Below are 21537 nucleotides of genomic sequence, written 5' to 3'. Positions count from 1 at the left end.
ATTCAGGTGACTAGCAGGGCTTCCGGTTCACTTTACGCCGTTCACGTTCAGATAGACCGAATAGAGCGAGCTTGTACCGGCGATGAACAGCCGGTTGAGTTTCGGACCGCCGAAACAGACATTGCCGACCATTTCCGGAATGCGGATCTTTCCGATCAGAACGCCGTCTGCATTCAGGCAATGAACGCCGTCGGCCGCCGAACTCCAGATGCGGCCGCCCCGATCGAGACGGAACCCGTCGAAAATGCCGGCCGTGCAGGACGCGAACACACCGCGGTCTTCCAGCGACTTGCCGTCGCTCCCGATCTTGAATTTTTCGATATGCGCCGGTCCGTCCGCGTCATGCGTGATACCCGTGTCCGAGACGAACAGCCACTCCTCGTCTCCGGAGAAGGCAAGACCGTTGGGCTTGAAGAAGCCGTCGGCGACAAGCTCCACGGCACCGGTATCCGGGTCTACCCGGTAGACATTGCAGCTGCCGATCTCGCTGTCCGCGCGGTCGCCCTCATAATCCATCAGGATCCCGTAGGACGGGTCTGTAAACCAGACGGAGCCGTCCGACTTGACAACGACATCATTGGGCGAATTCAGCCGCTTGCCGTCCCAGTGCGAAGCAAGGACGCTGATCGAGCCGTCATGCTCGGTCCGCGTCACGCACCGTGTCAGGTGCTCGCAGGTCACGAGCCTGCCTTGCGCATCCACCGTGTTTCCATTGGCATTGTTGGACGGGCGCCTGAACTCCGAAACCGATCCGTCGGTTTCGTCCCAGCGCAGGATACGGTTGTTGGGAATGTCGGACCAGACGAGATAGCGGCCCGCCGGAAACCAGGCGGGACCCTCGGACCAGCGCGCTCCCGACCAAAGGCGCTCGACCCGCACATGTCCAACGAAACAGTCTTCAAATTCCGGTTCTATGACTTCGAAACCGGTTCCTTCCAAAACGCCAAACATCATGTTTCCCGTTGCTTATCGAATGCCTGTTGCGGGAAGTCGGGCCGCCGCGTCCCCCATCCCTGTTGTTTCATCCTGTTTCCCGGATGCCCCGGGTCAGGCCCCCAGATTGCCTGATAGGTATCGACCGCGCATCCGAGCCGTTGCAGATAGACCGACGCGACAAGAAGAATGCTCCACCAGCAAACAAGCGTCAGCCACATCCAGTTTGGCGCGTTTGCCGTCCAAAGACCGCTTGCGATCGCTCCGGCCATGAGGATCAGGGCAAGATAACCACAACCCTTGTGAACCGCTTCAAAAATCAACCGGTGACGGGTCATATCGTAGTGATCTCCCCTTAGGGAACCGTCAGCGCGCCTGTCTGTCGGGCCGCCCTTGCTTCCGCGCAAGAGACCGGAAAACGCCTGAACCATTGCCAGGGCAAGGACCGAATAGCCAAAGAGCCGATGAACCAGGGCTGTGCCGGTGTTTTGGGAAGACATCAGGACAAGCACGAGCCCGACAATGGAGAGCGCAATCACAAGAGACTGGGAGATCCAGTGACTGCGCCACCAGATCTTGCTGTCCAGTTCGCGCGGCCAATCCTGACCGGGCAGAACCTTGAAGAAACGCGCCATCATGATCGCCAGCGGGGCAAGTATGCCCCAGCCCAGGACCATGAACCGGGCATGCCATGACAAGGCAAGGCCGATTTCATGAGGTCTGGCCGCATCCATCGGGGATATCAGCCACTCCATCATCATCCCTTCACGGCCCCTGCCGTCATGCCGGTGATGATCTGCTTGGAGGCCACGAACGTGAACAGGATCGGCGGGATCGCCAGCAGCATGCCCGTCGCCATGATCACGCCCCAGTTGATGTCGTACTCGGTGATCGAATTCACGATCGTGACAGGCACGGTGCGTGTCGAACGTCCCGACAGGGCGTTTGCCAGAAGAAATTCATTCCATGCAATCCGGAATGTAAAGATCGCGGCGGCGGCAAGGCCGGGCTGAATGATTGGCAGCACGACCAGAAAGAACACCTGGAACGGATTGGCACCGTCCATGCGCGCGGCCTCTTCGAGCTGTATCGGCACCTGCACGATGAAGCTCTGAAGGATCCAGATCACGAAGGGCAAGTTCATCGCCGTGTAGATCAGGATGATGCCGGTATAGGTCTGGTCGAGGCCATACTGGAAGGTCCAGATACCGAAGACCGGGACGAGCAGGACAGCGGGCGGAACCATGCGCATGAGCAGCGTCGTCATGGAGACGGCGCCGCGTCCCATGAACTTGAAGCGCACAAGCGCGTAGGCTGCCATGCAGCCGATGGTCAGCGTCAGCCCGGTCGAGATCAGCCCGACGATCAGCGAGTTGACCAGCGCGCGGCCAAAGGTCGGGTCGCAGTAGTCCACATGCTCCGGTTCGTACCAGAGGAAATTGCACAGCACCGTCTCGTAGTTCTTGATCGTCGGCGAGAAGAAGAAGGCGGACACCGAGGCGTCATAGACGTCGACATTGGTCTTGAACGAGGTTGCCAGCATCAGGGCGATCGGGCCGACACTCATCACCACAAGCGCAACGATGAGGGCATAAAAGGCCGGGTTCTGTTTTTCCGATTGCACGGACATCAGGTGTCGTCCTTTTCGGCGGCTGCGCGTTGGCGGGCGGCACGGGCTTCCTGAACGCGGTTGTACAAGAACATTCCGATGGTCAGCGCCATCAGCAACATGAGCAGCAGGTTCGACATGGCGGCTGCTTCTCCGAGCTCCTGGAACTCCTGTGCGGTCCGGAAAATGCGAAGCGCGAGAATTTCCGTGGAGAGACCCGGACCGCCATTGGTCAGGACCAGGATCACCTCCAGCACCTTGAAGGCATCGATCAGGCGCAGCAGAAGCGTGACGATCAGGACGGGCATCATCAGCGGCAACTTGATCAGAAAGATCTTCTGCCACTCGTTGGCACCGTCGATCTCAGCCGCTTCCAGCGCCGAGCGCGGCAGCGACTGCATCGCGGCAAGCGCCAGGATGAAGATGAACGGCGTCCACTGCCAGACATCGGCAATCACGATCGCAATGAACGACCAGGTGCTGTCGGAGAGCCAGGGTATACCCTCGAACCCGAAGCTCTTGAGCGTGCGGTTAAAGATGCCGACGGTCGGGTGATACATGTAGCGCCACATCAGGCCGACCACGATCGGCGCGATCATCATCGGCAGGATGAAGACCGTGCGAAGCACAGCCATGCCCTTGAGTTTCCGGTCCAGCAGCAGGGCAAGACCGACACCAAGGATCATTTCGAGTGTCACGACGATCGCGGCAAACCGGATGGTCACCCAGAAGCTTTCCCGGAAGGCATCGTCGTTCCACAGGTTCACATAGTTCCGAAACCCGATGAACTCGGCCTGGCCGATCCGCTGGCTCGGGCTCCAATCCAGGAAACTGGCATAGACCATGTATCCAATCGGATAGAGCAGCGCGAAAACCAGGATGATCCCTGCCGGCGCCAGAAACATGTATGGGGTCAGCCGATTGGCCTTGATCGCAACGCTCATTGCGGATCGCTTTCAGTGAGGATTTTTAGAGAGCCCCGCGGCCAGGCCGCGGGGCAGCGTCTGGGTTACTGGGTCCAGGTGTAGTACCCGGCATCATCCATCAGCGCCTGCGTGCGCTCGGCGACACCGTCAAGGGACTCCTGAACCGGTGCGTCTTCCGTGATGATCTTGGAGAGCGTCGTGCCGAGATCGGCATTGATCTTGCCCCAGACCGGGATGATCGGACGCCAGTCCGGATCGGCGTTCTTGAGCGCTTCACCGAAGGTTGCCATGTGCGGGAACTTCTCGTTCACGTCCGCGTCGGCATGGGTCGAATAGCGGGACGGGTTGCCGCCGGCCATGGCGATCAGCTTGTCGGCTTTCTTGCTGGTCAGCCACTGCATCAGCAGGAAGGCCGCGTCCTTGTTCTGGGCATTCTTCGGAATACCGATGCCGAAGCCGCCCGTCTGGGAACCGGCCCTCACGCCAACGGGATGCGGCGCCCACTCAACAAGGCCGACCACCTTGGACTTGTCGGGATTGTTGACCTGACCGGCAAAGACCGTGGAATCCAGGAACATGGCCGAGTTGCCCTGCAGGAAGGACGCGCCTGCTTCGGCAAAACCGAAGGTCTTGGAACCTTCCGCGCCACAATTGACGATCTTCTTCAGGGCTTCCGCTGCCTGCACGCCTTCCGCGTTGTTGACGATCGGCTTCCATTCGTCATCGAAGATCCGCCCTCCGAGCGGTGCCAGGTGCAAAAGGAACGCGTGGCTGGCGTGGTGGCCGGAGGCCGCGCGCGAGGCAAGACCGCCCATGCCGGGTTCCAGTTCCGGGATCAGGCAGACGAGTTCCAGCAGTTCCTCGTAGGTTTCCGGCACTTTCAGGTCGTGCTTGTCGAAAATGTCTTTCCGATAGCCGAGGATCGAGGTCTCAGAGCCGAAGGGCAGTCCGAAAAGCGAACCGGTCGGGCCCGGAAGATAGCCTTTCTTGCCGCCGGCAACACCGATATTGGCGACGTAACCGTCAATGAGGTCTTCTGCCTCATAGTTCGGGTCAGCCAGTTTCGGGTTCATGAAGAAGCGCGCCAGGTTTTCAAGCTGATCGGCATAGACATAGTCGGCCTTGGAGAACACGACATAGGCAATCAGGTCGTAGTCGCCGCGGTTCTTCGTCAGCTCCAGTGTCTGCCGCTCACGCATTTTCAGATATTGCAGCTGGTCGACTTCCACCCGGATCCCGGTTTCCTTGGTGAACTCCGGCAGGACCTTCATCACCGCATCAAAATGCGGGTGCGCGGGGAAATTGACCACAAGCGTCTCGCCGGCAAACTCCTCGTAAGGATTGGCGAGCGCGGCTGTTGCGCCAAGCGCGAGCCCGGCGACGGCACAGACTGTCGTTTTCAGGTATTTCAGCATTCATTCCTCCCTTAGAAGCAAGGTTCAGATCACCTGATGGCAACCTCTGTCTCGCGGTCGAACATGTGTATGCCCTCCCTGTTGACCGCAAATCTCAGTGTTTCGCCCAGGGCAATGGGCGTTTCGGACTTGAGTTCGACCTCGACTTTCTGGCCGCCGCAATCGCACAGGAGAACGGACTGGGCGCCGATGTACTCGGAGACGATCACCTTGAGGTCGATGGATTCATGATCCGGCGCGTCCGGGCTGTAGTGCAGATCGGAGGGACGGATGCCGAGCGTGATGGCGTTGGAGGACAGCGATGCGACGGCGGCCGCCTTGTCCTCCGGCAGAACCAGTTCGAAGCCGTTGCCGGAGACGAACGAGCGTCCCGAGAGATCCTGGACTTCGGCTTCCAGAAAGTTCATCGGCGGCGAGCCGAGAAAACCGGCGACGAATTTGTTCGCAGGCCGCTTGAAGAGCTCTTCCGGGGTGCCCTGCTGCTGGATGTATCCGCCATGCATGACGACGATCCTGTCGCCGAGCGTCATCGCCTCGATCTGGTCATGCGTCACGTAGATCATGTTCTTGCGGACCTTCTGGCGCATGAGCGCCAGCTCGGCACGCATCTGTCCGCGCAGCTTCGCATCCAGGTTCGACAGGGGTTCGTCGAACAGGAACGTGCCCGCATCCCGCGTCAGCGCCCGTCCCATCGCAACGCGCTGCCGCTGCCCGCCGGACAGCTCACCCGGTTTCCGGTGAAGGAAATTCGTCAGCCCGAGCATGTCGGCCACCTTGCCGACTTTCTCGTCGATTTCCTTTTTCGGACGCCTTTGAAGGCGCAGCGCAAACGACATGTTCCGGGCGACATTCATGTGCGGATAAAGCGCGTAATCCTGAAACACCATCGCCAGGTCGCGCGCCTTCGGCTCGAGCTTGCTGACCGGTTTGTCGTCGATGAAAATTTCGCCGTCGCTGACGGTTTCCAGACCGGCGATCATGCGCAACGTGGTGGATTTCCCGCATCCGGACGGGCCGACGAGAACGGTGAACTCATTCTCCTCCATGTCCAGATTGATGCCGTGAAGCACCTCGAAGTTCCCGTATCGCTTCACGAGGTTTTCAAGTCTGATGCGCGGCATTTTTCCTCCCGGGGCACCGATTGACGATGCAAGCGCTATGTGACCGGTCACATTTCCAATTTGTTACCGGTCACAATATCACATGTGTTATCGGTAACAAGAGAAATTTTGTTAAATTTTCATCTGGACCCGGCAGCCGCGTGGCAATCAGGTGCTTTCGCGGAATTCAACCTCGGCCGGAACGAGGATCTGCTGTGCGGGGGCTTCTAGGGACTTATCGGAAACGAGAAGCCTTTTCAGGAGCTTGCCTGTTTCGCGTCCGATGCTGACCGGATCCACAACGACGGTCGACAGTTTGGGCACGGCGAAACGCGACACTTCGAAATTGCCAAATCCGGCAACCGCAATGTCGTCCGGAACCTTGTAACCTTGTGAGATCAGCCGGCTCTGTACACCGAATGCGGCGATGTCGGAGACGCAGAACACGCAATCCGTATCCGGGTAGTCCTGGAGGATCTGGCCGGCGGCCTCCGACCCGGCCTCGATCGTCAGGGGTGGAATGCCATACTGGACCATGCGATGCGCCGACAGACCGGCCTCGCCCATGGCTTTGAGATAGCCGTTCCGCCGGGCCGCACCGCGTGTCCAGTCGTCCTGGCCCTCCCCCAGGAAAGCGATCCGCTCGTATCCCGACCCGATGAGCTGTTCCGTCATCTGGCGGGCTGCCTCGAAGTTGGAGAAGCCGACCGTGTGTTCAATCGGGTTCTCGGGTGTTTCCCAGATCTCGATAACGGGAACGTTTGCCTCGCGCATGAGGTCCGCGGTCCGCCTGGTATGACCGTCATAGGACAGGACGATGGCTTCCGGGCGCCGCCGCAGCATCGTCTCGAGGATCTCTTCCTCGCGTTCGGCTGAATAGTCGGTATGCCCGAGCAGGATCTGCAAACCGATATCTTCAAGTTCTTCCGTAAGCGACTGAACCGTGAGGGCAAAATGAAGGTTGTTTAATGACGGAAGCAGCGTGGCGACGAAACCTGACTTGCGCGTTGTCAGACTGCCGGCCATCTGGTCGGGCACGTAGTTCATGTCCCGGACCACCTTGAGGATATGTTCCCGCGTCTTCAGGGAAACGGGGCTGTCCTTCCGCAAGGCACGCGACACGGTCATCCGGGACACGCCTGCAGCCCGGGCGACATCGCGCATCGTGACCGGTCCCTGTTTTCCGCCGTCCCTTGCCAATTGAATTCCCCGTTCGGAGCCTAGGGCTCAAAAGAGTCGCGCTACCGGCGAGGAGTATACCGGTAGCGCAACGTTTTGCACGTCTGATCAATCCGTTAGGTCAGTTTCCGACCGGATCGCCGGCAGAACGTGCGGACTTGCTAGCGCTCGAGCGCACCGACGCCGGAGAAACGGAAAGCCTCCGTCTGCAATGCATCGAGCTCTTCCGCGCTCAGCTGGTCATGGGCAACGGTGATCCGGCCAAGGAAGACCAGCGGCAGCTCGTCCGCCCTGCCTTCCAGGTCCGCCTTGATGGCTTCGGCCGTTGCCGCACCGACATCATCGCCCATGCGCATCGGGGTGGCATCCAGTTCGCCCCGCCGGATCGCGTCAAGCTCAAGGCCCGTGCCGCCCCATCCAGTCGAGAAGACTTCCTTTTCCTTGCCGACCGCAATCTGCGCTTCCACGCTGCCCATCGCCATGGCGGTGTTCGCGTTGTGGATGATCGTCGCTTCCGGATAGGCCTGAAGGATCAGGCTGGTGCCTTCAAAACCGCCTTCGCGCTGATATTCGCCATAGTGTTCGTAAGCGACCTTCCAGTCGCCCTTTTCCATGACGCAGTCCTTGAAGTCGCCCGAGCGCTGGTTGTCCGTGATACCGGGAATACCCCGGTTCATCGCCATGGTCACGCCATTGCCGAGCCGCTCGAGCATGTAGTCGCACATGACCAGGGCACCGGCTGCCGACGAGAAGTCGAACCAAACGTCCGGCTGGTTCTTCAGATCCTTGAGCGGTGTGTGGAACGCCCAGACATAGGTCCTGAAGTCGTCATTTCCGGCAAGCTTGTCGATGTTGTCGGCCTGGATGGCGAGTTCCGACGGGCCGAAGATGACATAGTCGTAGATGTCACCGTCCTGCAGGACCTGGTTCGCATAGGTCGACTGCAGCGAGTGCTCGATCTGGCGGCTGGCAAATTCGGTCGTGTTGTACTCGATCCCCAGCTCTTCCAGCCGCTTGGTCATGGCAAGATAGTTGCGGGCCCAGAAATCGGACGTGTCGGCAGACGGGTAGATCAATGCGATCTCGACCGGCTTGTCCTGCGTTCCGGAGAACTTCACGCCCTCGCCACCGACAACGGCTTGCAGAGCTTCAAGCTTGCCTTCCGCGTTCACCTCGCCCGGCACCCAGTAGTCCCGGTCGGCATGACCCGGCAATTCCTTGAGTGGCAGGTTACCCTGTGAAAGGGCACTCGTGCCGGTCAGCAACAGGACGCAAAGTGTAGATTTCAGCAGTTTCATCTCAAATTCCTCCCTTTGATGAAGTCCGCAGTACGGGAACTCAGCCGCTGGCAACCGGAGCGCCGGCGAGCAGAGTTCCAATGAGAAGCAGAAGTGCAAGTGCGGCGATCAGACCGCCGGACAGGCGCAGCAGCCGGATGCTTTCCGGGGTCTTCAACGCATCAAGAATGCCCTTGGCACCGTCACGGTCCTTTTTCTGCAGCCAGGTGTAGAGCGCGACCGAAGACACGATCACCACGCCGGATGCGACCGACTGCCAGAAAAACTCGATCCTGAGCGTCACCAGGGCATTGATCATCATGGACAGAAGCAGGACACCGGCCAGCGAGCCGAGCATCGAGGCACGCCCGCCGAAGAGCGACGTTCCACCGACCACGACGGCAGCGATGACATGCAGGTTGAAATAGGGTGCGGATGTCGCCTGGATCGCGTTGAGTTTGCCGGTCAGCATGACGCCGGCAAGCGCTGCACAGGCTCCCATGAGCACATAGGCATAGATCTTGTAGCGGTCGACCGCGATGCCGGTCATCTCGGCGGCTTCCGGATTGGACCCGATCGCAACGGTGTAGCGGCCGAAATAGGTCTTTTTCAAAAGCCAGTAGCCGAGCGCCATCGTCAGAAGGCCGATCACCACCGGAACCGGAATGAAGCCCGGGATCTGGCCGCGACCGATTTCGGTCATGATTTCCGGGAAGCGCGCCAGCACCAGTCCCTTTGCGATCACGAGTGCAAAACCCCTGTAGACCAGATCCATCGCAAGCGTGCCGATCAGGTCGGGCACCTTGAACTTGGTGATCACAAGACCGTTGATCAGGCCGAAAATCGCGCCGAGCAAAAGCGCTATGATGATCGCGACGGGGGCGGAAAATCCGTATTGCTTGATCAGGAACGCCATAATGATCGACGTCAGCGCCGCGACGGAACCGATCGACAGGTCGATCCCGCGCTGCGTGATAACGAAGGTCATCGCCATGGCCATCGGCATGTAGAGCGCCGCGTCGAGCAATATGAGATTGAGGTTCGAAAGGCGGAAGTAACGTGCCGGCTCCGCGACCCCCATGAACAGGAGAATGGCGAGGATCATCACCATGGGGCCGATGATCGCCAGGAACGGTTCGATCCTTTCGGAGAACCGCGTCGGTCCGTTTGACTGTGCTGCCGTTGTCATCTCTACCCCCTTATGCCGCTTCTTCCGCACCCACGATCAGGGCGAGAACGTCCTGCTGCGAGCTTTGCGAAACATGAACGACACCGGCGCATCTGCCGCGCCTTTGCACATGAACCCGATCCGCGACCTCGAACACGTCGTCGAGCGAATGGGAAATCAGGATGACTGCGAGACCCTGTGCCTTCAGGGCCTTTATGAGTTTCAGGGTCCGTGCGGTTTCCTGAGGTCCGAGCGCGGCCGTGGGTTCGTCCATCACGAGGACCCTGAGGCCCTCGTGATAGACCGCTCGCGCAATCGCAACCGCCTGCCGCTGGCCTCCCGACAGGCTTGACGTGGGAACATCGAGCGAGCGAAGCCGGACACCGAGGCGCTCGAACAGGACCCGTTCCGTTTCGGACCGCATCCTCTTGTTGTCGAGTACGGTGATGCCCAGGAAAGAGCGTGTCAGCTCGTTGCCGAGAAACATGTTCGATGCCGGATCGAGATGATCGGCGAGCGCGAGCGTCTGGTAGACGGCATCGATACCCTCGTCGATCGCATCCGAGTGACTGTTCATTGTCAGTTTCTTGCCGCCGACGAAGATCTCGCCCTCGGTCGGTTGGTAGACCCCTGTGAGAATTTTGATCAGGGTCGACTTGCCCGCGCCGTTGTCGCCGACAATCGCTAGGACCTCTCCTGCATAGGCATCGAGATCGACTTGTGTCAGCGCGTGCACACCTCCAAAACGTTTGGAGATATTGCGCATCGTCACCAGGGGATCGGAATTTTGCTCGCCGGAAGACATGTTTCCACTCTGCTTTTCGATAGACCTCTCCCGTTCGCGGAGACCCGCGCCAGGGAGACGGTCCGTTACTCGGTTTCGTTCAGTCAGCAGGTCGCCCGGGGCTGCTCCAGGCGACCTGTTTTGCGAAGACTTACTTGCCCCAGATCTTGGAGTAGGCTTCGCGGTAAGGCGTGTCCGGGTCGAACGCGTTGCTGTCGCCCATCTTTTCCAGGCCTGTCTGCGTGACCAGCGCCGGAGACGTCACGTAACCGGAGCACGGTTCGCCCTGGACGGCGCGATTGAGTTCATCGACCAGCTGCCATCCCTGGAGATTGAGCGGTTCGGCAACCGTGATCGTCTGGTAGCCGCCGGTGCGGATACGCTGGAATGCGGCCTCGGACCCATCGCCTGCGGAGCCCGCCTGGGGCCCGTCCGCTGCCGAGATGCCGGCAGATGCCAGGGCCGGTCCCATGAAGTCGAAATAGAGGTCGTTGATCGCCAGCGCGTGCGTCCAGCTGTCCCCGTATTTCTGCAGGAGGCTGGTTGTCAGCGGTCCCATGCGGGTCGACGTGTCGGCGATCGGCGTATCGACATATTCAAGCACCTTGCCACCCGCCGCCTCGACGGTTTCCTTCAGCCGGTCGGCCTTGTCGATCGCGATCTGGTAGGTGGAATCTGTGAAGATGATGACCCCGATATCCTGGCCGCCGTCTTCGATCGCCCAGTTCGCGGCAACCTCGGAGACGGTCATGGCATCGGTGGAGATGTTGGCGAAAATTCCGCCCGGCGCATCACAGCCGATCTTCGGGCCCGAATGCCAGGCAACCATCGGGATGTTGGCCGAAACAACGCCTTCCAGCGCCGCCTGTTGTTCCACGGCATCAAACCCGTTGATGACGATCCCATCCGGCTGCAGCGCAAGCGCCTGTCCGATGGCGGCCGTACGTCCCTGGATCGACCCGGCACCGTCAAGAACCCTGACGTCCCAGCCGATTTTTGCCGCGGCTTCCTCAACGCCATTGGTCACGCCGAGAATGCCGCCGTTCTTCAGGTCGGCCGCGACGACGACGACGGTCTTGCCGTCCGCTGCCGCCGGTCCGGTGGTCGGCCCGTCCCAGGCGGTTTCGGCGAATGCCGGCCAGCCGAGGCCTGCGAGCATGGTTGTCGCCAGGACTGTTTTCAGAAAATCGCGTTTTTGCATAGTTTCCTCCCTTTGCAAAAAACTTACTTTTTCGCTGCGCCTTTCCGGCGCTGCGCATAGCCTGCGATGCCGATCGCGATCAGCAGCGTGACACCGTTGAAGAGCGGTTCGACCCAGAAAGAGCCGCCGAATTGCTGGATGCCGGAGATCCCGACGGCCAGGATCGCAACACCGACGACCGTGCCCCAGACATTGACGCGGCCGGGTTTGATCGTTGTCGATCCGAGAAATGCGCCGACCAGTGCCGGCAGAAGAAACTCAAGTCCGACACTCGCCTGACCGATCCTGAGCTTGGACGCGAGCAGGACACCGGCGAGCGCGGTCATCGTGCCGGAGGCCATGAAGGCGCCGATCACGTATTTGCGGGTCGGAATACCGTTGAGCTGCGCCGCGCGCTGGTTCGCGCCGATGGCATAGAGATACCGGCCGACCGGGGTGTATTCGAGGATCAGCCACATGCACACGGTGATCGCGATCAGGTAGTATCCCGTGATCGGAAGCCCGAACACGAATGTGGTGCTGAGGGAATAGAACCCGTCGGGCAAGACGCCGACCATCTGGCGGCCTCCGGTGTGCCAGAGCGCGATTGCATAGAGCACCGTGCCGGTTCCAAGCGTCGCGATGAAGCTGTCGATCTTGGCGACTTCGACCAGGAGACCGTTGAAGAAACCGGTCATGGCGCCGAGCATCAGCACGATCACCACGGCCATCGGCCAGGGAATGCCGAGGAGGGTCTGCAGGCTGATCGCCAGAATGTGCCAGAGAACGATGCCGTAGCCGACGGTCAGATCGATGCGGCCTGCGGCCATCGGGATCATCGCCCCGAGCGAAAGCAGCGCGATGATGGCCTTGTCGGAAATGATCGCCCTGAGGTTCAGCAGCGTCGGAAACGTCTTCGGCAAAAGCACCGAGAACACAAGGATCAGCAACAGCGTCAGGATCACCAGGCCGTAGACCGGAAGGAAACGCAGCAGCTTGCCGCGGATCGAAAGACCTTCGATTTCCGACTTGGTTGGTTCCAGAGCATTGGATTCAAGTGACTGCATTTTCTATTCCTCAAGCAGCAGCGACGTTGCTGGCCGACGCGGCCTGGATAAGGTTTTCCGTCGACAGCTTGGTCCCTGCCAGCTCACCGACAATTTTTCCCTGGCTGAAGACGATCGCCCGGTGACAGATCGTTGCGACTTCCTCGAAGTCCGTCGACACCAGCAGGATGCCGACACCCTCAAGAAGCGCCTTGTTCAGGAGCGCGTAGATTTCCGCCTTCGCGCCGACATCGACACCGGCGGTCGGATCCTCGCAGATCAACAGCTTCCTCTTGGTCGCCAGCCAGCGCGCGATCACCACTTTCTGCTGATTGCCGCCCGAAAGAGCCTCGATCGCCATGGTCTGATCATTCGGACTGAGGGCAACCTCGCGGCCGATTTCCTCCGCCATGCGGGTTTCCTCGCCCGGCGACAGGATCGAAAACAGGCCGCGTCCCGTTGCCTCGGGATTGAGAAAGGTGTTTTCACGGATCGTCAGCGGCATCGCGACGGATTCTTCCGTCCTGTCGCGGGCAACAAGTCCGACGCCGGAATCCAGCGCCGTCTTCGGTGAGCGCAGGTCCGGAGCGCCGATCCCTGCAAGGTCGATCTCGCCGGCATGCTCTCCAAGACCGTAAAGCGCGCGGGCAACCTCTTCGTGCCCTGCCCCGCGAAGGCCGACCAGCCCGACAAGTTCGTTGCGGTGAAGCGTGAAATCCACAGGGCCCGTCGAGCGGGTCTTCAGATCGCGGACCGTCAGAACCGGCTCGCCGGGAGCCTCGTTCAGCTTGCTGACCTGCCGGGTTTTCCGCCCGACGATCATGTGCACGAGTTCTTCGGTGGTGGTGTGCTGGATGGCCCGCACGCCCACGAGTTCACCGTCACGCAAAACCGCAACGCGGTCCGCAATCTGGAAGATCTCATCAAGGCGGTGGGAAACGTAGATCATGCCGACGCCGCGGTCGCGAAGCGGGCGCAGCGCGTCGAAGAGGCGCGCGACCTCGTCGGTCGGCAGCGATGCAGTCGGTTCGTCAAGAACCAGGAAATCGCAATCGACGGCAAGTGCACGAGCGATAGCGACCAGGGATTTCTCGGTGCGCGACAGATCCTGGACACGCGTTGTCGGGCAGAAATCGCAGCCGACCTTGGCGAGCGCTTCCGCGGCAAAGGTCTCCGCGTCGTTCCACTTGATCAGCCCGAACTGTTTTGAGAACCCGAGCGCGAGCGCCATGTTCTCGGCAACCGTCATCCATTCGATCATGCCGAGATCCTGGTGGATGAACGCGACCGCCTGACGCTGCCCGAACCCGCCCGGCCGGTGCTCGTAAGGGTCGCCGTTGATCAGGACACGGCCTTCATCGGCCTTGTGGATACCGCCAAGTATCTTGATGAGGGTGGACTTGCCCGCGCCGTTCTCACCCAGAAGCGCAACAATCTCGCCCCGATCGATCGAGAGCGAAACATCGCGGACGGCATAGGTGCCGCCAAAGTGTTTCTGAATGCCGTCAAAGAAGAGACGGTTTTTCAAACTGCCTGGCACTGGTTTCCTCCCGATCGCTACCTGCCCCCTGATCTCCGCCTTGTTGTCGTAACGGAGTTGAGTTACCGGTAACGTAGGACTATCATCCGCCTGTCACATATCGAAGTCAATAAAAAAGTTATCGATAACGTAAAAATTAACGAGACCGAAAATAGCAAGCAAAACCAACAAGATAAGCCTATCAGAGGTCGCCAAGGCGGCGGGCGTGTCAAAAATGACCGCCAGCAGGGTCCTGCGCGAGGAAGGCGGGTATTCGGAAAAGACCCGGGTCAAGGTCATGGCGGAAGTGGAGCGCCTTGGATACCTGCCCAACCGGATCGCGACCGTCTTTGCCGGCGACAAGAGCACGACCTTTGTCGGCGTCAGTATCCCCGACCTCGGCAACGAGGTTTTCACACATGTGCTGGAGGGGATCGACCGCAAGCTTGTCAGCTTCAATCATCAGACGGTTCTCGGCATGACACAGCATGAACTGGGCGAGGAAGAGAACTGGATCGAGACCGTTCTGTCGTGGAAACCGGCCGGCCTGATCCTCACCGGACGCGCGCACACGCGCCGCGCCGTGCAGCTCCTGCAAGGCGCCAACATCCCCCTTGTCGAGATCTGGGACCTCAATTCCAGCCCGATCGACATGAGCGTCGGACTGAACCACTTCGATAGCGGCTACGACATGGGCCGTTTTCTCCTGTCGAAGGGATATGCGCGCTTCGGTTATGTCGGCACGTCCCACGATGCGGCCAATGCCGCGACATCGCGGCTGAACGGCTATGCAAAGGCCATTGAGGACGGCGGTGGCAAACTCACGAGACAGCTCTGCCTGAACGATATTCCCGGGTTCTATCCCGGGTTCTACGGTACCGAACAGCTGCTCTCGTCCGATCCGAATGTCGAGGTCATATTCTTTCAGAACGACAATATGGCAATTGGTGCGGTCCACTTCTGCCAGGCGCAGGGCATCCGCATTCCGGAAGACATCGGAATTGCCGGGTGGGGCGAGTTGCCGATCGCTTCTGTCCTCCCCTACCGCCTGACGACGGTCCAGGTGAACCATCTGCGCATAGGGCAGCTTGCCGCGGAAAACCTGCTTCTGAAGATATCCGGGGATACCGCCAATGCCGTCAGCGATGTCGGCTTTCGGCTCGTGCCCGGAGACACGGTCTGACGGACGGTTCTACGCGCGGATCAGGTGCTCGATTCACCGATGCTCAATGAAGGCTCGATGCCGATCCGCACCGGAGCCCCGTCTCCATCGCCCGGGCCTCTCAGCAGTTTCCGGATCAGTTCCCCGGTTCTGCGGCCGATTTCCTCCGGTCGCGGATTGACCGTCGTCAGCGTCGGCACGCAGATGGACGAAATGTCGTAGGCGCCGAAGCCTGCAACGGCAACATCTTCGGGAACGCTCACGCCCTTGCGGGCACACTCGGTCAGCGCCCCGAAGGCGGACAGGTCCGACACGCAGATCACGGCCTGCGTGTCGGGGTATTTCTCAAGGAGAAGCGACATTGCGTCCGCACCTTCGCGCATGGAGATCGGAGGATCGCCCGCACCGATCAGCCGATCCGCGGACAGGGATCTTTCTTCCATGGCCCGGATAAAGCCGCGTCTGCGGTCGGCGCCGCGCGTATCCCCGTCCGTATCGCCGCCGATGAAGGCGATCCGTTCGCGCCCGCTTGCAACCAGGTGTCCGACCAGGTCATGCATCGTGGCCGCGTTGGAAAAGCCGACGACGTGGCCGATCGGGTCTTCCGGCAGATCCCAGGTCTCGATCACCGGTATGTTGGCACGGTCGAGCAACCGGCGTGTGCGCTCGGTGTGCCGTCCCCCGGTCAGCACGATCGCTTCGGGCCGCCGCCGCAGGAACTGTTCGACGATGACCTCTTCTTCCTGAATGTCATAGTTGCTGTAGCCCAAAAGGACCTGCAGGTCCGCCTCCTTGAGGACTTCCGACATCGCCCCGACCGTGTCGGCGAAGTTGGCGTTGTTGATGGACGGAATGGCGACGGCAACAAACCCGGTCCTCTGCGAGCGAAACGTCGCCGCGTTGCTGTCGAAGACATAACCGAGGTCTTCGGCAATCCTGAGGATCCGCTTCCGGGTCTCTTCACCCACGGAAGCATGTTGCTTGAAAGCGCGGCTCACCGTCATAACGGACACGCCGGCCTGTTGCGCAACATCCTTCATCGTCACAGCGCGCTGCATTCATCCCTCACACGATTCTTGTTGCCCCAAAATACGCAAAACGGGCCCGCCGCTGCAATCGCAGCGAAGGACCCGCCTGGGAGGGACACAGGATTTGAAGTTGCCGGCATGATGCCCGTCCGATGTTACCCGGTGTATTCGTTCGCCTCGGTCACATGATGATGGATGCGCCCGTCAAAGAATTCGGCGACGATTTCGCCGGTCACGTCGCGCGACTTGTTTCTGGCGTCGCTTTGCAACGCACCGGCCATGGCCTCCTTGTCCGGGTAGGTGATGGCCAGAATGAGCGGAAACTCGGGCGCCCCCTCGTCCCGCTCTTCACCGAACATCACCCGCACATCGCTGTTGCCGGGAAACTGCCGCCAGAGCGGCACGAGCCGTTCGGTGACGGCGGCCCGGAATTCGGGCGTCTTGCCGGATTTGACACTGCCTTCGAACAAGGCGAAACGCGTGATCATTTGAACTGCTCCTTATCGGGCCCCTTGAAAAACTCCATCAGTGCGGCCTCGTCCTCCCCGCCGAGACCGGCGGCCGTCAGCATTCGGTGGATCTCCGCGCACAGCGATGTCAGCGGCATGGCCGTGTTGTTGACCCGTGCAAGATCAAGCGCACCGTTGAGGTCCTTCACCATGTTGTCTATCCGGCCGGTGCGGCGGTAGTCGCGCTCCACGTAACGCGGCATGTATTCCTGAAGCAGCGCGCTGTCGGCGCGTCCCCCCTTGAGCGCGGTCGGGATCTTGGCGGCGTCGACGCCGGCATCAAGCGCAAGCTGCGTTGCCTCGGCAACGGCGAGAAAGCCGAGCCCGCACAGGACCTGGTTGATCAGCTTGGTCGTCTGACCGGCACCTGAGGGCCCCATATGCGTGTAGTTCGAGCTGACATGCCGCAGCACCTTGTGAGCGTCCTTGACATCCTGCTCTGCGCCGCCGGCCATGAGCGTCAACTCGCCGATCAGCGCCTTGGGCGCTCCGCCCGACAGGGGACTGTCCACCCAACGAATGCCGCTGGCCGAGGCTTTTTCCGCAAGGGCCTTGGTCGCTTCCGGATCGATCGACGACATGTCGATCACCAGCGTACCGTCCTTTGCCCCCGACGCCACGCCGCTATCGCCGAAAACGGCAATGTCGACGATCCGCGCGGAGTTGAGGCTCGTGATGACGAAGTCGGACTGCCGGGCCGCATCGGCGGCAGACGAGGCAGCAACCGCCCCCTTTTCAACAAGCGCGTCGACTTTCTCCTTGTCGAGATCGAATACGCACAGCCTGTTTCCCGTTTCCAGAAGGCGCGTTCCAATGGCGCCACCCATGGCGCCGGCGCCTATCAAGGCGACGTTTTCACTCATTTTGCTTCCCTTTGAAGTTTCAAAAGCAGCTCTGCAACCACCGCTTCGGGGGATTGATCGATCGACGCCTTGACCGTCAGCTCATCGGCATCAGGCGCTTCCAGCGTCGCAAGTTGGCTGTCGAGAAGGGCGACCGGCATGAAATGGCCGTCGCGGTGCTTCATGCGTTCGCTCAACACCTCACGCGTGCCTTCCAGGTAGAGAAAGGTGACCGGTTTGCCGGCGCTGGCGCGGATGCGCTCACGGTAGATCCGCTTGAGCGCGGAGCACGCTATCACCATCGGTCCGCGCGCTTGCGCCAGCTGGTCGCCGACCTTGTCCAGCCACGGCGCGCGGTCGGCGTCGTTCAGTGGCTCACCCCGGCTCATCTTGGCAATGTTTTCAGCGGGATGCAGGTCGTCCCCGTCGAAAAAGTCGGCACCGGCAGCTTCGGCGAACGCCTGTCCGATCTTGCTTTTGCCGCATCCGGACACGCCCATGATCACGTAGGCATCGCTCACAGCGACACCGAGATGCCACCGTCGACAAAGACCGTGGTTCCGTTGACGAAGGACGACGCGTCCGAAGACAGGAAGATGCAGGTCCCGACGAGTTCCTCCACCTTGCCCCAGCGCCCGGCGGGCGTCCGTTTCTCCAGCCACGCACTGAATTCCGGGTCGTTGACGAGGGCTGCATTCAGCGGCGTGTCGAAATAACCCGGCGCCAGGCCGTTGCACTGCAGGCCGTATTTGGCCCAGTCCGTCGCCATGCCCTTGGTCAGGTTGGCCACCGCACCCTTGGTCATCGTGTAGGGCGCAATACCTGGGCGCGCGAGCGCGGTCTGGACGGAACAGATGTTGACGATCTTTCCGCGTCCGCGCTTGATCATGTGCCGCGCGGCCGCCTGCCCGACATGGAAGACGGAAGCGATATTGGTCTGCAGAAGCCGTTCGAAGGCGTCCGCCGGGAAATCTTCAAGCGGCGTGCGATGCTGCATGCCGGCATTGTTTACCAGGATGTCGATCGCGCCCGTCCCCGCCTCGAAATCATCGATGGCTTTCCGTGCGCCATCGTGATCGGTCACGTCGAAGGCCAGTTCGCTGACCTTGAAACCTTCCGATTTCAGCGTTTCGGATGCTGTCGCCAGCTTCGCGCTGTCGCGTCCGTTCAGCACGATTTCCGCACCGGCCAGCGCCATGCCGCGGGCGAGCGCAAAACCGATCCCCTGGGACGATCCGGTGATCAATGCCCGTTTGCCGGACAGGTCGAACAAGGCGAGACTCATCTGAATTCCTCTACAGAAACAATTGACACTTTCTTTTGTTATGTTATCGATAACATAACTTGTCAACCCGAGAGTAGCCAAAATGAGCAAGCCAGACATTCTTCAGGTCGGCCCCTACCCCGACTGGGATCAGATCCCGCTGGAAGACGCGTTCAACATGCACAAATACTTTGAAGCGCCTGACGCTTCCGCCTTCCTGCAAAGCGTCGGCAGTTCCATCAGGGGAATCGCGACACGGGGTGAACTCGGGGCGAATCGCGCCATGATCGAGGCCTGCCCGAACCTTGAGGTCGTTTCCGTCTACGGCGTCGGCTACGACGCCGTCGATCTCGAAGCCTGCCGGGAAAAAGGCATCCGCGTCACCAACACGCCTGATGTCCTGACCAACGATGTTGCCGACCTCGGCGTGGCCATGATGCTGGTGCAGTCGCGCGGCATGATCGGCGCGGAAACCTGGGTCCGGGACGGCAGCTGGCAGGCAAAGGGCCTCTATCCCCTGAAAAGCAGGGTCTGGGGCAAACGCGCTGGTGTTCTCGGTCTGGGCCGCATCGGCTTCGAGGTCGCCAAGAGGCTCGCGGGCTTCGATCTTGAGATCGCCTATTCCGACATCGCCGCAAAGGACTATGCGCCGGACTGGACGTTCATTGCAGATCCCGTCGAACTCGCCAAACGGTCGGATTTCCTGTTCGTGACGCTGGCGGCATCCGCGCAGACACGCCACATCGTCAACCGCGAGGTCATCGAGGCCGTCGGCCCGGAGGGCATGATCATCAACATCAGCCGGGCATCCAACATCGATGAGGCTGCACTGCTGGATGCGCTGGAAAACAAGGGCCTGGGCTCGGCGGCGCTGGACGTCTTCGAGGGCGAACCCGCGCTCAATCCGCGCTTTCTGGAACTGGACAACGTGCTCCTACAGCCGCACCATGCCTCCGGAACGTTTGAAACACGCAAGGCCATGGGCAAGCTGGTCCGCGACAATCTCAAGGCACATTTTGCAGGTGAGGACCTGCTGACCCCGGTTCTGTGAGGCAGCCATGAAATCGATCGTCATTCACGCTGAAAAAGACCTGCGGATCGAAGAGCAGGAAGAACAGCAGCCCGGTCCGGGCGAAGTTCAGATCAGGCTGGCGGCAGGCGGCATATGCGGTTCGGACCTTCACTACTACAATCACGGCGGGTTCGGCCCGATCCGTCTCAAAGAGCCGATGATCCTGGGGCACGAGGTCTCCGGCCACATCACCGCGCTCGGGGCCGGCGTTACGGGGCTTTCGGTCGGACAGCTTGTAGCCGTCTCCCCGTCCCGGCCCTGCGGCAATTGCCGTTTCTGCAACGAGGGCCGTCACAATCAGTGCCTCAACATGCGCTTTTACGGTAGCGCCATGCCCTTCCCGCATATCCAGGGCGCGTTCCGTCAGGTGCTTGTGGCCGACGCATCGCAATGCGCGCCCGCAGACGGCCTGACATCCGGCGAGGCCGCCATGGCCGAACCCCTGTCTGTCTGCCTGCATGCCGCCCGGCAGGCCGGGGACATGATGGGTAAATCCGTGCTGGTCACCGGCTGCGGCCCCATCGGCATCCTCTGCATACTGGCCGCCCGCAGGGCCGGTGCCGACCTGGTCGTTGCGACGGATCTCAGTCCGTTCACGCTGGACATGGCCAGAACCGCCGCTGCGGATCTGACGATCAACATGGCTGAAAACTCAGATGGCCTGGACCGCTTTACCGCGGACAAGGGCACCTTCGAGGTTCTGTTTGAATGTTCCGGCGCCGCACCGGCGCTCACGGCAGGCATTGCCGCCATGCGGCCCGGCGGGAAGATCATCCAGCTCGGTCTCGGCGGCGACATGAGCCTGCCGATGATGGCGATTACCGCAAAGGAGCTGGAACTCAAGGGATCCTTCCGCTTTCACGAAGAGTTCTTCACGGCCGTGAGCCTGATGCAGAAGGGCCTGATCGACGTGAAGCCGTTCATCACGCAGACTCTGCCTCTCGACCAGGCCGTGGAAGCATTTGAACTTGCCAGCGACAGAAGCCGGGCCGTCAAGGCGCAAATCGCGTTCGCCTGACAGTCAACCGCATGAATGTCATCAGGGCTTTGCGATTTTGGCGCTAAGCCCCGATGGCGGCCAGCCCTGCCCTTGCCACCTCGATGTCCTGCTCGCCCGATCCGGAACCGACGCCAATGCCCCCCAGGAGCACGCCGTCAAGCCGGATCGGCAGCCCGCCCGGCAGTCCGGTGACCCTGCCTTCGGTGGCAAGCCCGATGGCGGTGCGCACGGCTTCCGGGATACTCAGGGTTTCGTTGCCGATCGAGGCTGCCGTCAGCGCCTTCGCAAGCGCGCTTTTCCGGCTCAGGAACTTTGCGCCCGTCATGCGGATTTCCGCCAGAACCTCGCCATTTGCGTCGACGATGACGATGCACTGGGGTTGCCCCATCGCCTCCGCCTTTTCCACCGCCGCCAGCAAGACCGCCAGCGCACCTTGATGGGTCAGCAGTTTCGTTTCCCGGACAAAACTCATGTCAGCTCCTGATAGGTGACTTGTTATCGATAACATATCAATGCTGCTTCAG

22 protein-coding genes are annotated in these 21537 nt (G+C 60.7%); 3 read left to right on the top strand and 19 right to left on the bottom strand.

What is annotated here, in order from left to right; genetic code table 11:
• Window positions 1-27: 27 nt before the first annotated feature.
• The 13 genes from ACO08A_RS20690 to ACO08A_RS20630 all read right to left on the bottom strand — a co-directional run bounded on the left by ACO08A_RS20690 (window position 28) and on the right by ACO08A_RS20630 (window position 14157).
• Window positions 28-951 carry an SMP-30/gluconolactonase/LRE family protein gene (locus tag ACO08A_RS20690; protein ID WP_422037811.1) on the bottom strand — a complete coding sequence of 308 codons (924 nt, stop codon included), beginning with the start codon at window positions 949-951 and terminating at the stop codon, window positions 28-30.
• Window positions 951-1691: a cytochrome b561 domain-containing protein gene (locus ACO08A_RS20685; RefSeq protein ID WP_422037810.1), complete on the bottom strand. Its 741-nt coding sequence runs from the start codon at window positions 1689-1691 to the stop codon at window positions 951-953. The genes ACO08A_RS20690 and ACO08A_RS20685 overlap by 1 nt, the downstream gene beginning before the upstream one ends.
• Window positions 1691-2563, bottom strand: a complete 873-nt coding sequence (locus tag ACO08A_RS20680) for a carbohydrate ABC transporter permease (protein ID WP_422037809.1) — start codon at window positions 2561-2563, stop codon at window positions 1691-1693. The genes ACO08A_RS20685 and ACO08A_RS20680 overlap by 1 nt, the downstream gene beginning before the upstream one ends.
• Window positions 2563-3486, bottom strand: a complete 924-nt coding sequence (locus ACO08A_RS20675; RefSeq protein WP_421983924.1) for a carbohydrate ABC transporter permease — start codon at window positions 3484-3486, stop codon at window positions 2563-2565. Before ACO08A_RS20675 ends, ACO08A_RS20680 begins: the two co-directional genes overlap by 1 nt.
• Before the next feature lie 65 nt (window positions 3487-3551).
• Window positions 3552-4883 (bottom strand): extracellular solute-binding protein, encoded by a 1332-nt coding sequence (locus ACO08A_RS20670; protein WP_306144647.1) that lies wholly within the window; start codon window positions 4881-4883, stop codon window positions 3552-3554.
• Between the two features lie 29 nt (window positions 4884-4912).
• Window positions 4913-6004, bottom strand: a complete 1092-nt coding sequence (locus tag ACO08A_RS20665; RefSeq protein WP_421983925.1) for an ABC transporter ATP-binding protein — start codon at window positions 6002-6004, stop codon at window positions 4913-4915.
• Between the two features lie 147 nt (window positions 6005-6151).
• The gene (locus ACO08A_RS20660) at window positions 6152-7183 is read right to left on the bottom strand and encodes a LacI family DNA-binding transcriptional regulator (protein WP_422037808.1); all 1032 of its coding nucleotides are present in this window, start codon (window positions 7181-7183) and stop codon (window positions 6152-6154) included.
• Between the two features lie 140 nt (window positions 7184-7323).
• The gene (locus ACO08A_RS20655; RefSeq protein ID WP_422037807.1) at window positions 7324-8460 is read right to left on the bottom strand and encodes a substrate-binding domain-containing protein; all 1137 of its coding nucleotides are present in this window, start codon (window positions 8458-8460) and stop codon (window positions 7324-7326) included.
• Between the two features lie 40 nt (window positions 8461-8500).
• Entirely contained in the window at window positions 8501-9628 is a 1128-nt protein-coding gene (locus ACO08A_RS20650) for an ABC transporter permease (protein WP_420333080.1), read from the bottom strand.
• Between the two features lie 10 nt (window positions 9629-9638).
• Window positions 9639-10412, bottom strand: coding sequence for an ATP-binding cassette domain-containing protein (locus tag ACO08A_RS20645; RefSeq protein ID WP_306144652.1), 774 nt, complete (start codon window positions 10410-10412; stop codon window positions 9639-9641).
• A 130-nt stretch (window positions 10413-10542) separates the two neighbouring features.
• Window positions 10543-11592, bottom strand: a complete 1050-nt coding sequence (locus ACO08A_RS20640; protein ID WP_422037806.1) for a substrate-binding domain-containing protein — start codon at window positions 11590-11592, stop codon at window positions 10543-10545.
• Between the two features lie 23 nt (window positions 11593-11615).
• Complete coding sequence (locus ACO08A_RS20635) at window positions 11616-12638, bottom strand: ABC transporter permease (protein ID WP_422037805.1); 1023 nt, start codon at window positions 12636-12638, stop codon at window positions 11616-11618.
• Between the two features lie 10 nt (window positions 12639-12648).
• Complete coding sequence (locus ACO08A_RS20630) at window positions 12649-14157, bottom strand: sugar ABC transporter ATP-binding protein (RefSeq protein ID WP_422037804.1); 1509 nt, start codon at window positions 14155-14157, stop codon at window positions 12649-12651.
• 214 nt (window positions 14158-14371) lie between these two features.
• On the opposite strand from ACO08A_RS20630, the gene ACO08A_RS20625 reads away from it, so the two are divergent.
• Entirely contained in the window at window positions 14372-15319 is a 948-nt protein-coding gene (locus ACO08A_RS20625) for a LacI family DNA-binding transcriptional regulator (protein ID WP_422041789.1), read from the top strand.
• 20 nt (window positions 15320-15339) lie between these two features.
• Here ACO08A_RS20625 and ACO08A_RS20620 read toward each other — a convergent pair whose 3' ends face one another.
• The 5 genes from ACO08A_RS20620 to ACO08A_RS20600 form a co-directional block, all read right to left on the bottom strand.
• Window positions 15340-16356 (bottom strand): LacI family DNA-binding transcriptional regulator, encoded by a 1017-nt coding sequence (locus tag ACO08A_RS20620; RefSeq protein WP_422037803.1) that lies wholly within the window; start codon window positions 16354-16356, stop codon window positions 15340-15342.
• A 125-nt stretch (window positions 16357-16481) separates the two neighbouring features.
• A complete protein-coding gene (locus tag ACO08A_RS20615; RefSeq protein WP_421983933.1) occupies window positions 16482-16814 on the bottom strand; it encodes a hypothetical protein in 333 nt (110 codons plus the stop codon).
• Window positions 16811-17698, bottom strand: coding sequence for an NAD(P)-dependent oxidoreductase (locus tag ACO08A_RS20610; RefSeq protein WP_422037802.1), 888 nt, complete (start codon window positions 17696-17698; stop codon window positions 16811-16813). Before ACO08A_RS20610 ends, ACO08A_RS20615 begins: the two co-directional genes overlap by 4 nt.
• A complete protein-coding gene (locus ACO08A_RS20605; protein WP_422041788.1) occupies window positions 17695-18177 on the bottom strand; it encodes a gluconokinase in 483 nt (160 codons plus the stop codon). Before ACO08A_RS20605 ends, ACO08A_RS20610 begins: the two co-directional genes overlap by 4 nt.
• A gap of 17 nt (window positions 18178-18194) precedes the next feature.
• Window positions 18195-18962, bottom strand: a complete 768-nt coding sequence (locus tag ACO08A_RS20600) for an SDR family oxidoreductase (RefSeq protein WP_422037801.1) — start codon at window positions 18960-18962, stop codon at window positions 18195-18197.
• 82 nt (window positions 18963-19044) lie between these two features.
• Here ACO08A_RS20600 and ACO08A_RS20595 point away from each other — a divergent pair, with 82 nt between their 5' ends.
• Together ACO08A_RS20595 and ACO08A_RS20590 are read left to right on the top strand one after the other, a co-directional pair.
• Window positions 19045-19992 carry a 2-hydroxyacid dehydrogenase gene (locus ACO08A_RS20595; protein ID WP_422037800.1) on the top strand — a complete coding sequence of 316 codons (948 nt, stop codon included), beginning with the start codon at window positions 19045-19047 and terminating at the stop codon, window positions 19990-19992.
• Between the two features lie 7 nt (window positions 19993-19999).
• A complete protein-coding gene (locus tag ACO08A_RS20590) occupies window positions 20000-21031 on the top strand; it encodes an L-idonate 5-dehydrogenase (RefSeq protein WP_422037799.1) in 1032 nt (343 codons plus the stop codon).
• 43 nt (window positions 21032-21074) lie between these two features.
• Here ACO08A_RS20590 and ACO08A_RS20585 read toward each other — a convergent pair whose 3' ends face one another.
• On the bottom strand, window positions 21075-21485 hold the full coding sequence (locus ACO08A_RS20585) for a GlcG/HbpS family heme-binding protein (protein ID WP_422037798.1): 411 nt from the start codon (window positions 21483-21485) through the stop codon (window positions 21075-21077).
• Window positions 21486-21537: the final 52 nt, after the last annotated feature.

Origin of the sequence: Roseibium sp. (genome assembly GCF_965232425.1) — a bacterium.
Taxonomy (GTDB): domain Bacteria; phylum Pseudomonadota; class Alphaproteobacteria; order Rhizobiales; family Stappiaceae; genus Roseibium.
The sequence above is the reverse complement of the archived record's forward strand: the minus strand, read 5'-3'. Positions and strand labels throughout refer to the sequence as shown.

What these genes read in the sequence shown, in the direction of transcription:
- ACO08A_RS20690 (WP_422037811.1), bottom strand. Translation starts at nt 951, where the DNA reads ATGTTTGGCGTTTTGGAAGGAACCGGTTTCGAAGTCATAGAACCGGAA.
- ACO08A_RS20685 (WP_422037810.1), bottom strand. Translation starts at nt 1,691, where the DNA reads ATGATGGAGTGGCTGATATCCCCGATGGATGCGGCCAGACCTCATGAA.
- ACO08A_RS20680 (WP_422037809.1), bottom strand. Translation starts at nt 2,563, where the DNA reads ATGTCCGTGCAATCGGAAAAACAGAACCCGGCCTTTTATGCCCTCATC.
- ACO08A_RS20675 (WP_421983924.1), bottom strand. Translation starts at nt 3,486, where the DNA reads ATGAGCGTTGCGATCAAGGCCAATCGGCTGACCCCATACATGTTTCTG.
- ACO08A_RS20670 (WP_306144647.1), bottom strand. Translation starts at nt 4,883, where the DNA reads ATGCTGAAATACCTGAAAACGACAGTCTGTGCCGTCGCCGGGCTCGCG.
- ACO08A_RS20665 (WP_421983925.1), bottom strand. Translation starts at nt 6,004, where the DNA reads ATGCCGCGCATCAGACTTGAAAACCTCGTGAAGCGATACGGGAACTTC.
- ACO08A_RS20655 (WP_422037807.1), bottom strand. Translation starts at nt 8,460, where the DNA reads ATGAAACTGCTGAAATCTACACTTTGCGTCCTGTTGCTGACCGGCACG.
- ACO08A_RS20650 (WP_420333080.1), bottom strand. Translation starts at nt 9,628, where the DNA reads ATGACAACGGCAGCACAGTCAAACGGACCGACGCGGTTCTCCGAAAGG.
- ACO08A_RS20645 (WP_306144652.1), bottom strand. Translation starts at nt 10,412, where the DNA reads ATGTCTTCCGGCGAGCAAAATTCCGATCCCCTGGTGACGATGCGCAAT.
- ACO08A_RS20640 (WP_422037806.1), bottom strand. Translation starts at nt 11,592, where the DNA reads ATGCAAAAACGCGATTTTCTGAAAACAGTCCTGGCGACAACCATGCTC.
- ACO08A_RS20635 (WP_422037805.1), bottom strand. Translation starts at nt 12,638, where the DNA reads ATGCAGTCACTTGAATCCAATGCTCTGGAACCAACCAAGTCGGAAATC.
- ACO08A_RS20625 (WP_422041789.1), top strand. Translation starts at nt 14,372, where the DNA reads ATGACCGCCAGCAGGGTCCTGCGCGAGGAAGGCGGGTATTCGGAAAAG.
- ACO08A_RS20620 (WP_422037803.1), bottom strand. Translation starts at nt 16,356, where the DNA reads ATGCAGCGCGCTGTGACGATGAAGGATGTTGCGCAACAGGCCGGCGTG.
- ACO08A_RS20615 (WP_421983933.1), bottom strand. Translation starts at nt 16,814, where the DNA reads ATGATCACGCGTTTCGCCTTGTTCGAAGGCAGTGTCAAATCCGGCAAG.
- ACO08A_RS20610 (WP_422037802.1), bottom strand. Translation starts at nt 17,698, where the DNA reads ATGAGTGAAAACGTCGCCTTGATAGGCGCCGGCGCCATGGGTGGCGCC.
- ACO08A_RS20605 (WP_422041788.1), bottom strand. Translation starts at nt 18,177, where the DNA reads ATGGGCGTGTCCGGATGCGGCAAAAGCAAGATCGGACAGGCGTTCGCC.
- ACO08A_RS20600 (WP_422037801.1), bottom strand. Translation starts at nt 18,962, where the DNA reads ATGAGTCTCGCCTTGTTCGACCTGTCCGGCAAACGGGCATTGATCACC.
- ACO08A_RS20595 (WP_422037800.1), top strand. Translation starts at nt 19,045, where the DNA reads ATGAGCAAGCCAGACATTCTTCAGGTCGGCCCCTACCCCGACTGGGAT.
- ACO08A_RS20590 (WP_422037799.1), top strand. Translation starts at nt 20,000, where the DNA reads ATGAAATCGATCGTCATTCACGCTGAAAAAGACCTGCGGATCGAAGAG.
- ACO08A_RS20585 (WP_422037798.1), bottom strand. Translation starts at nt 21,485, where the DNA reads ATGAGTTTTGTCCGGGAAACGAAACTGCTGACCCATCAAGGTGCGCTG.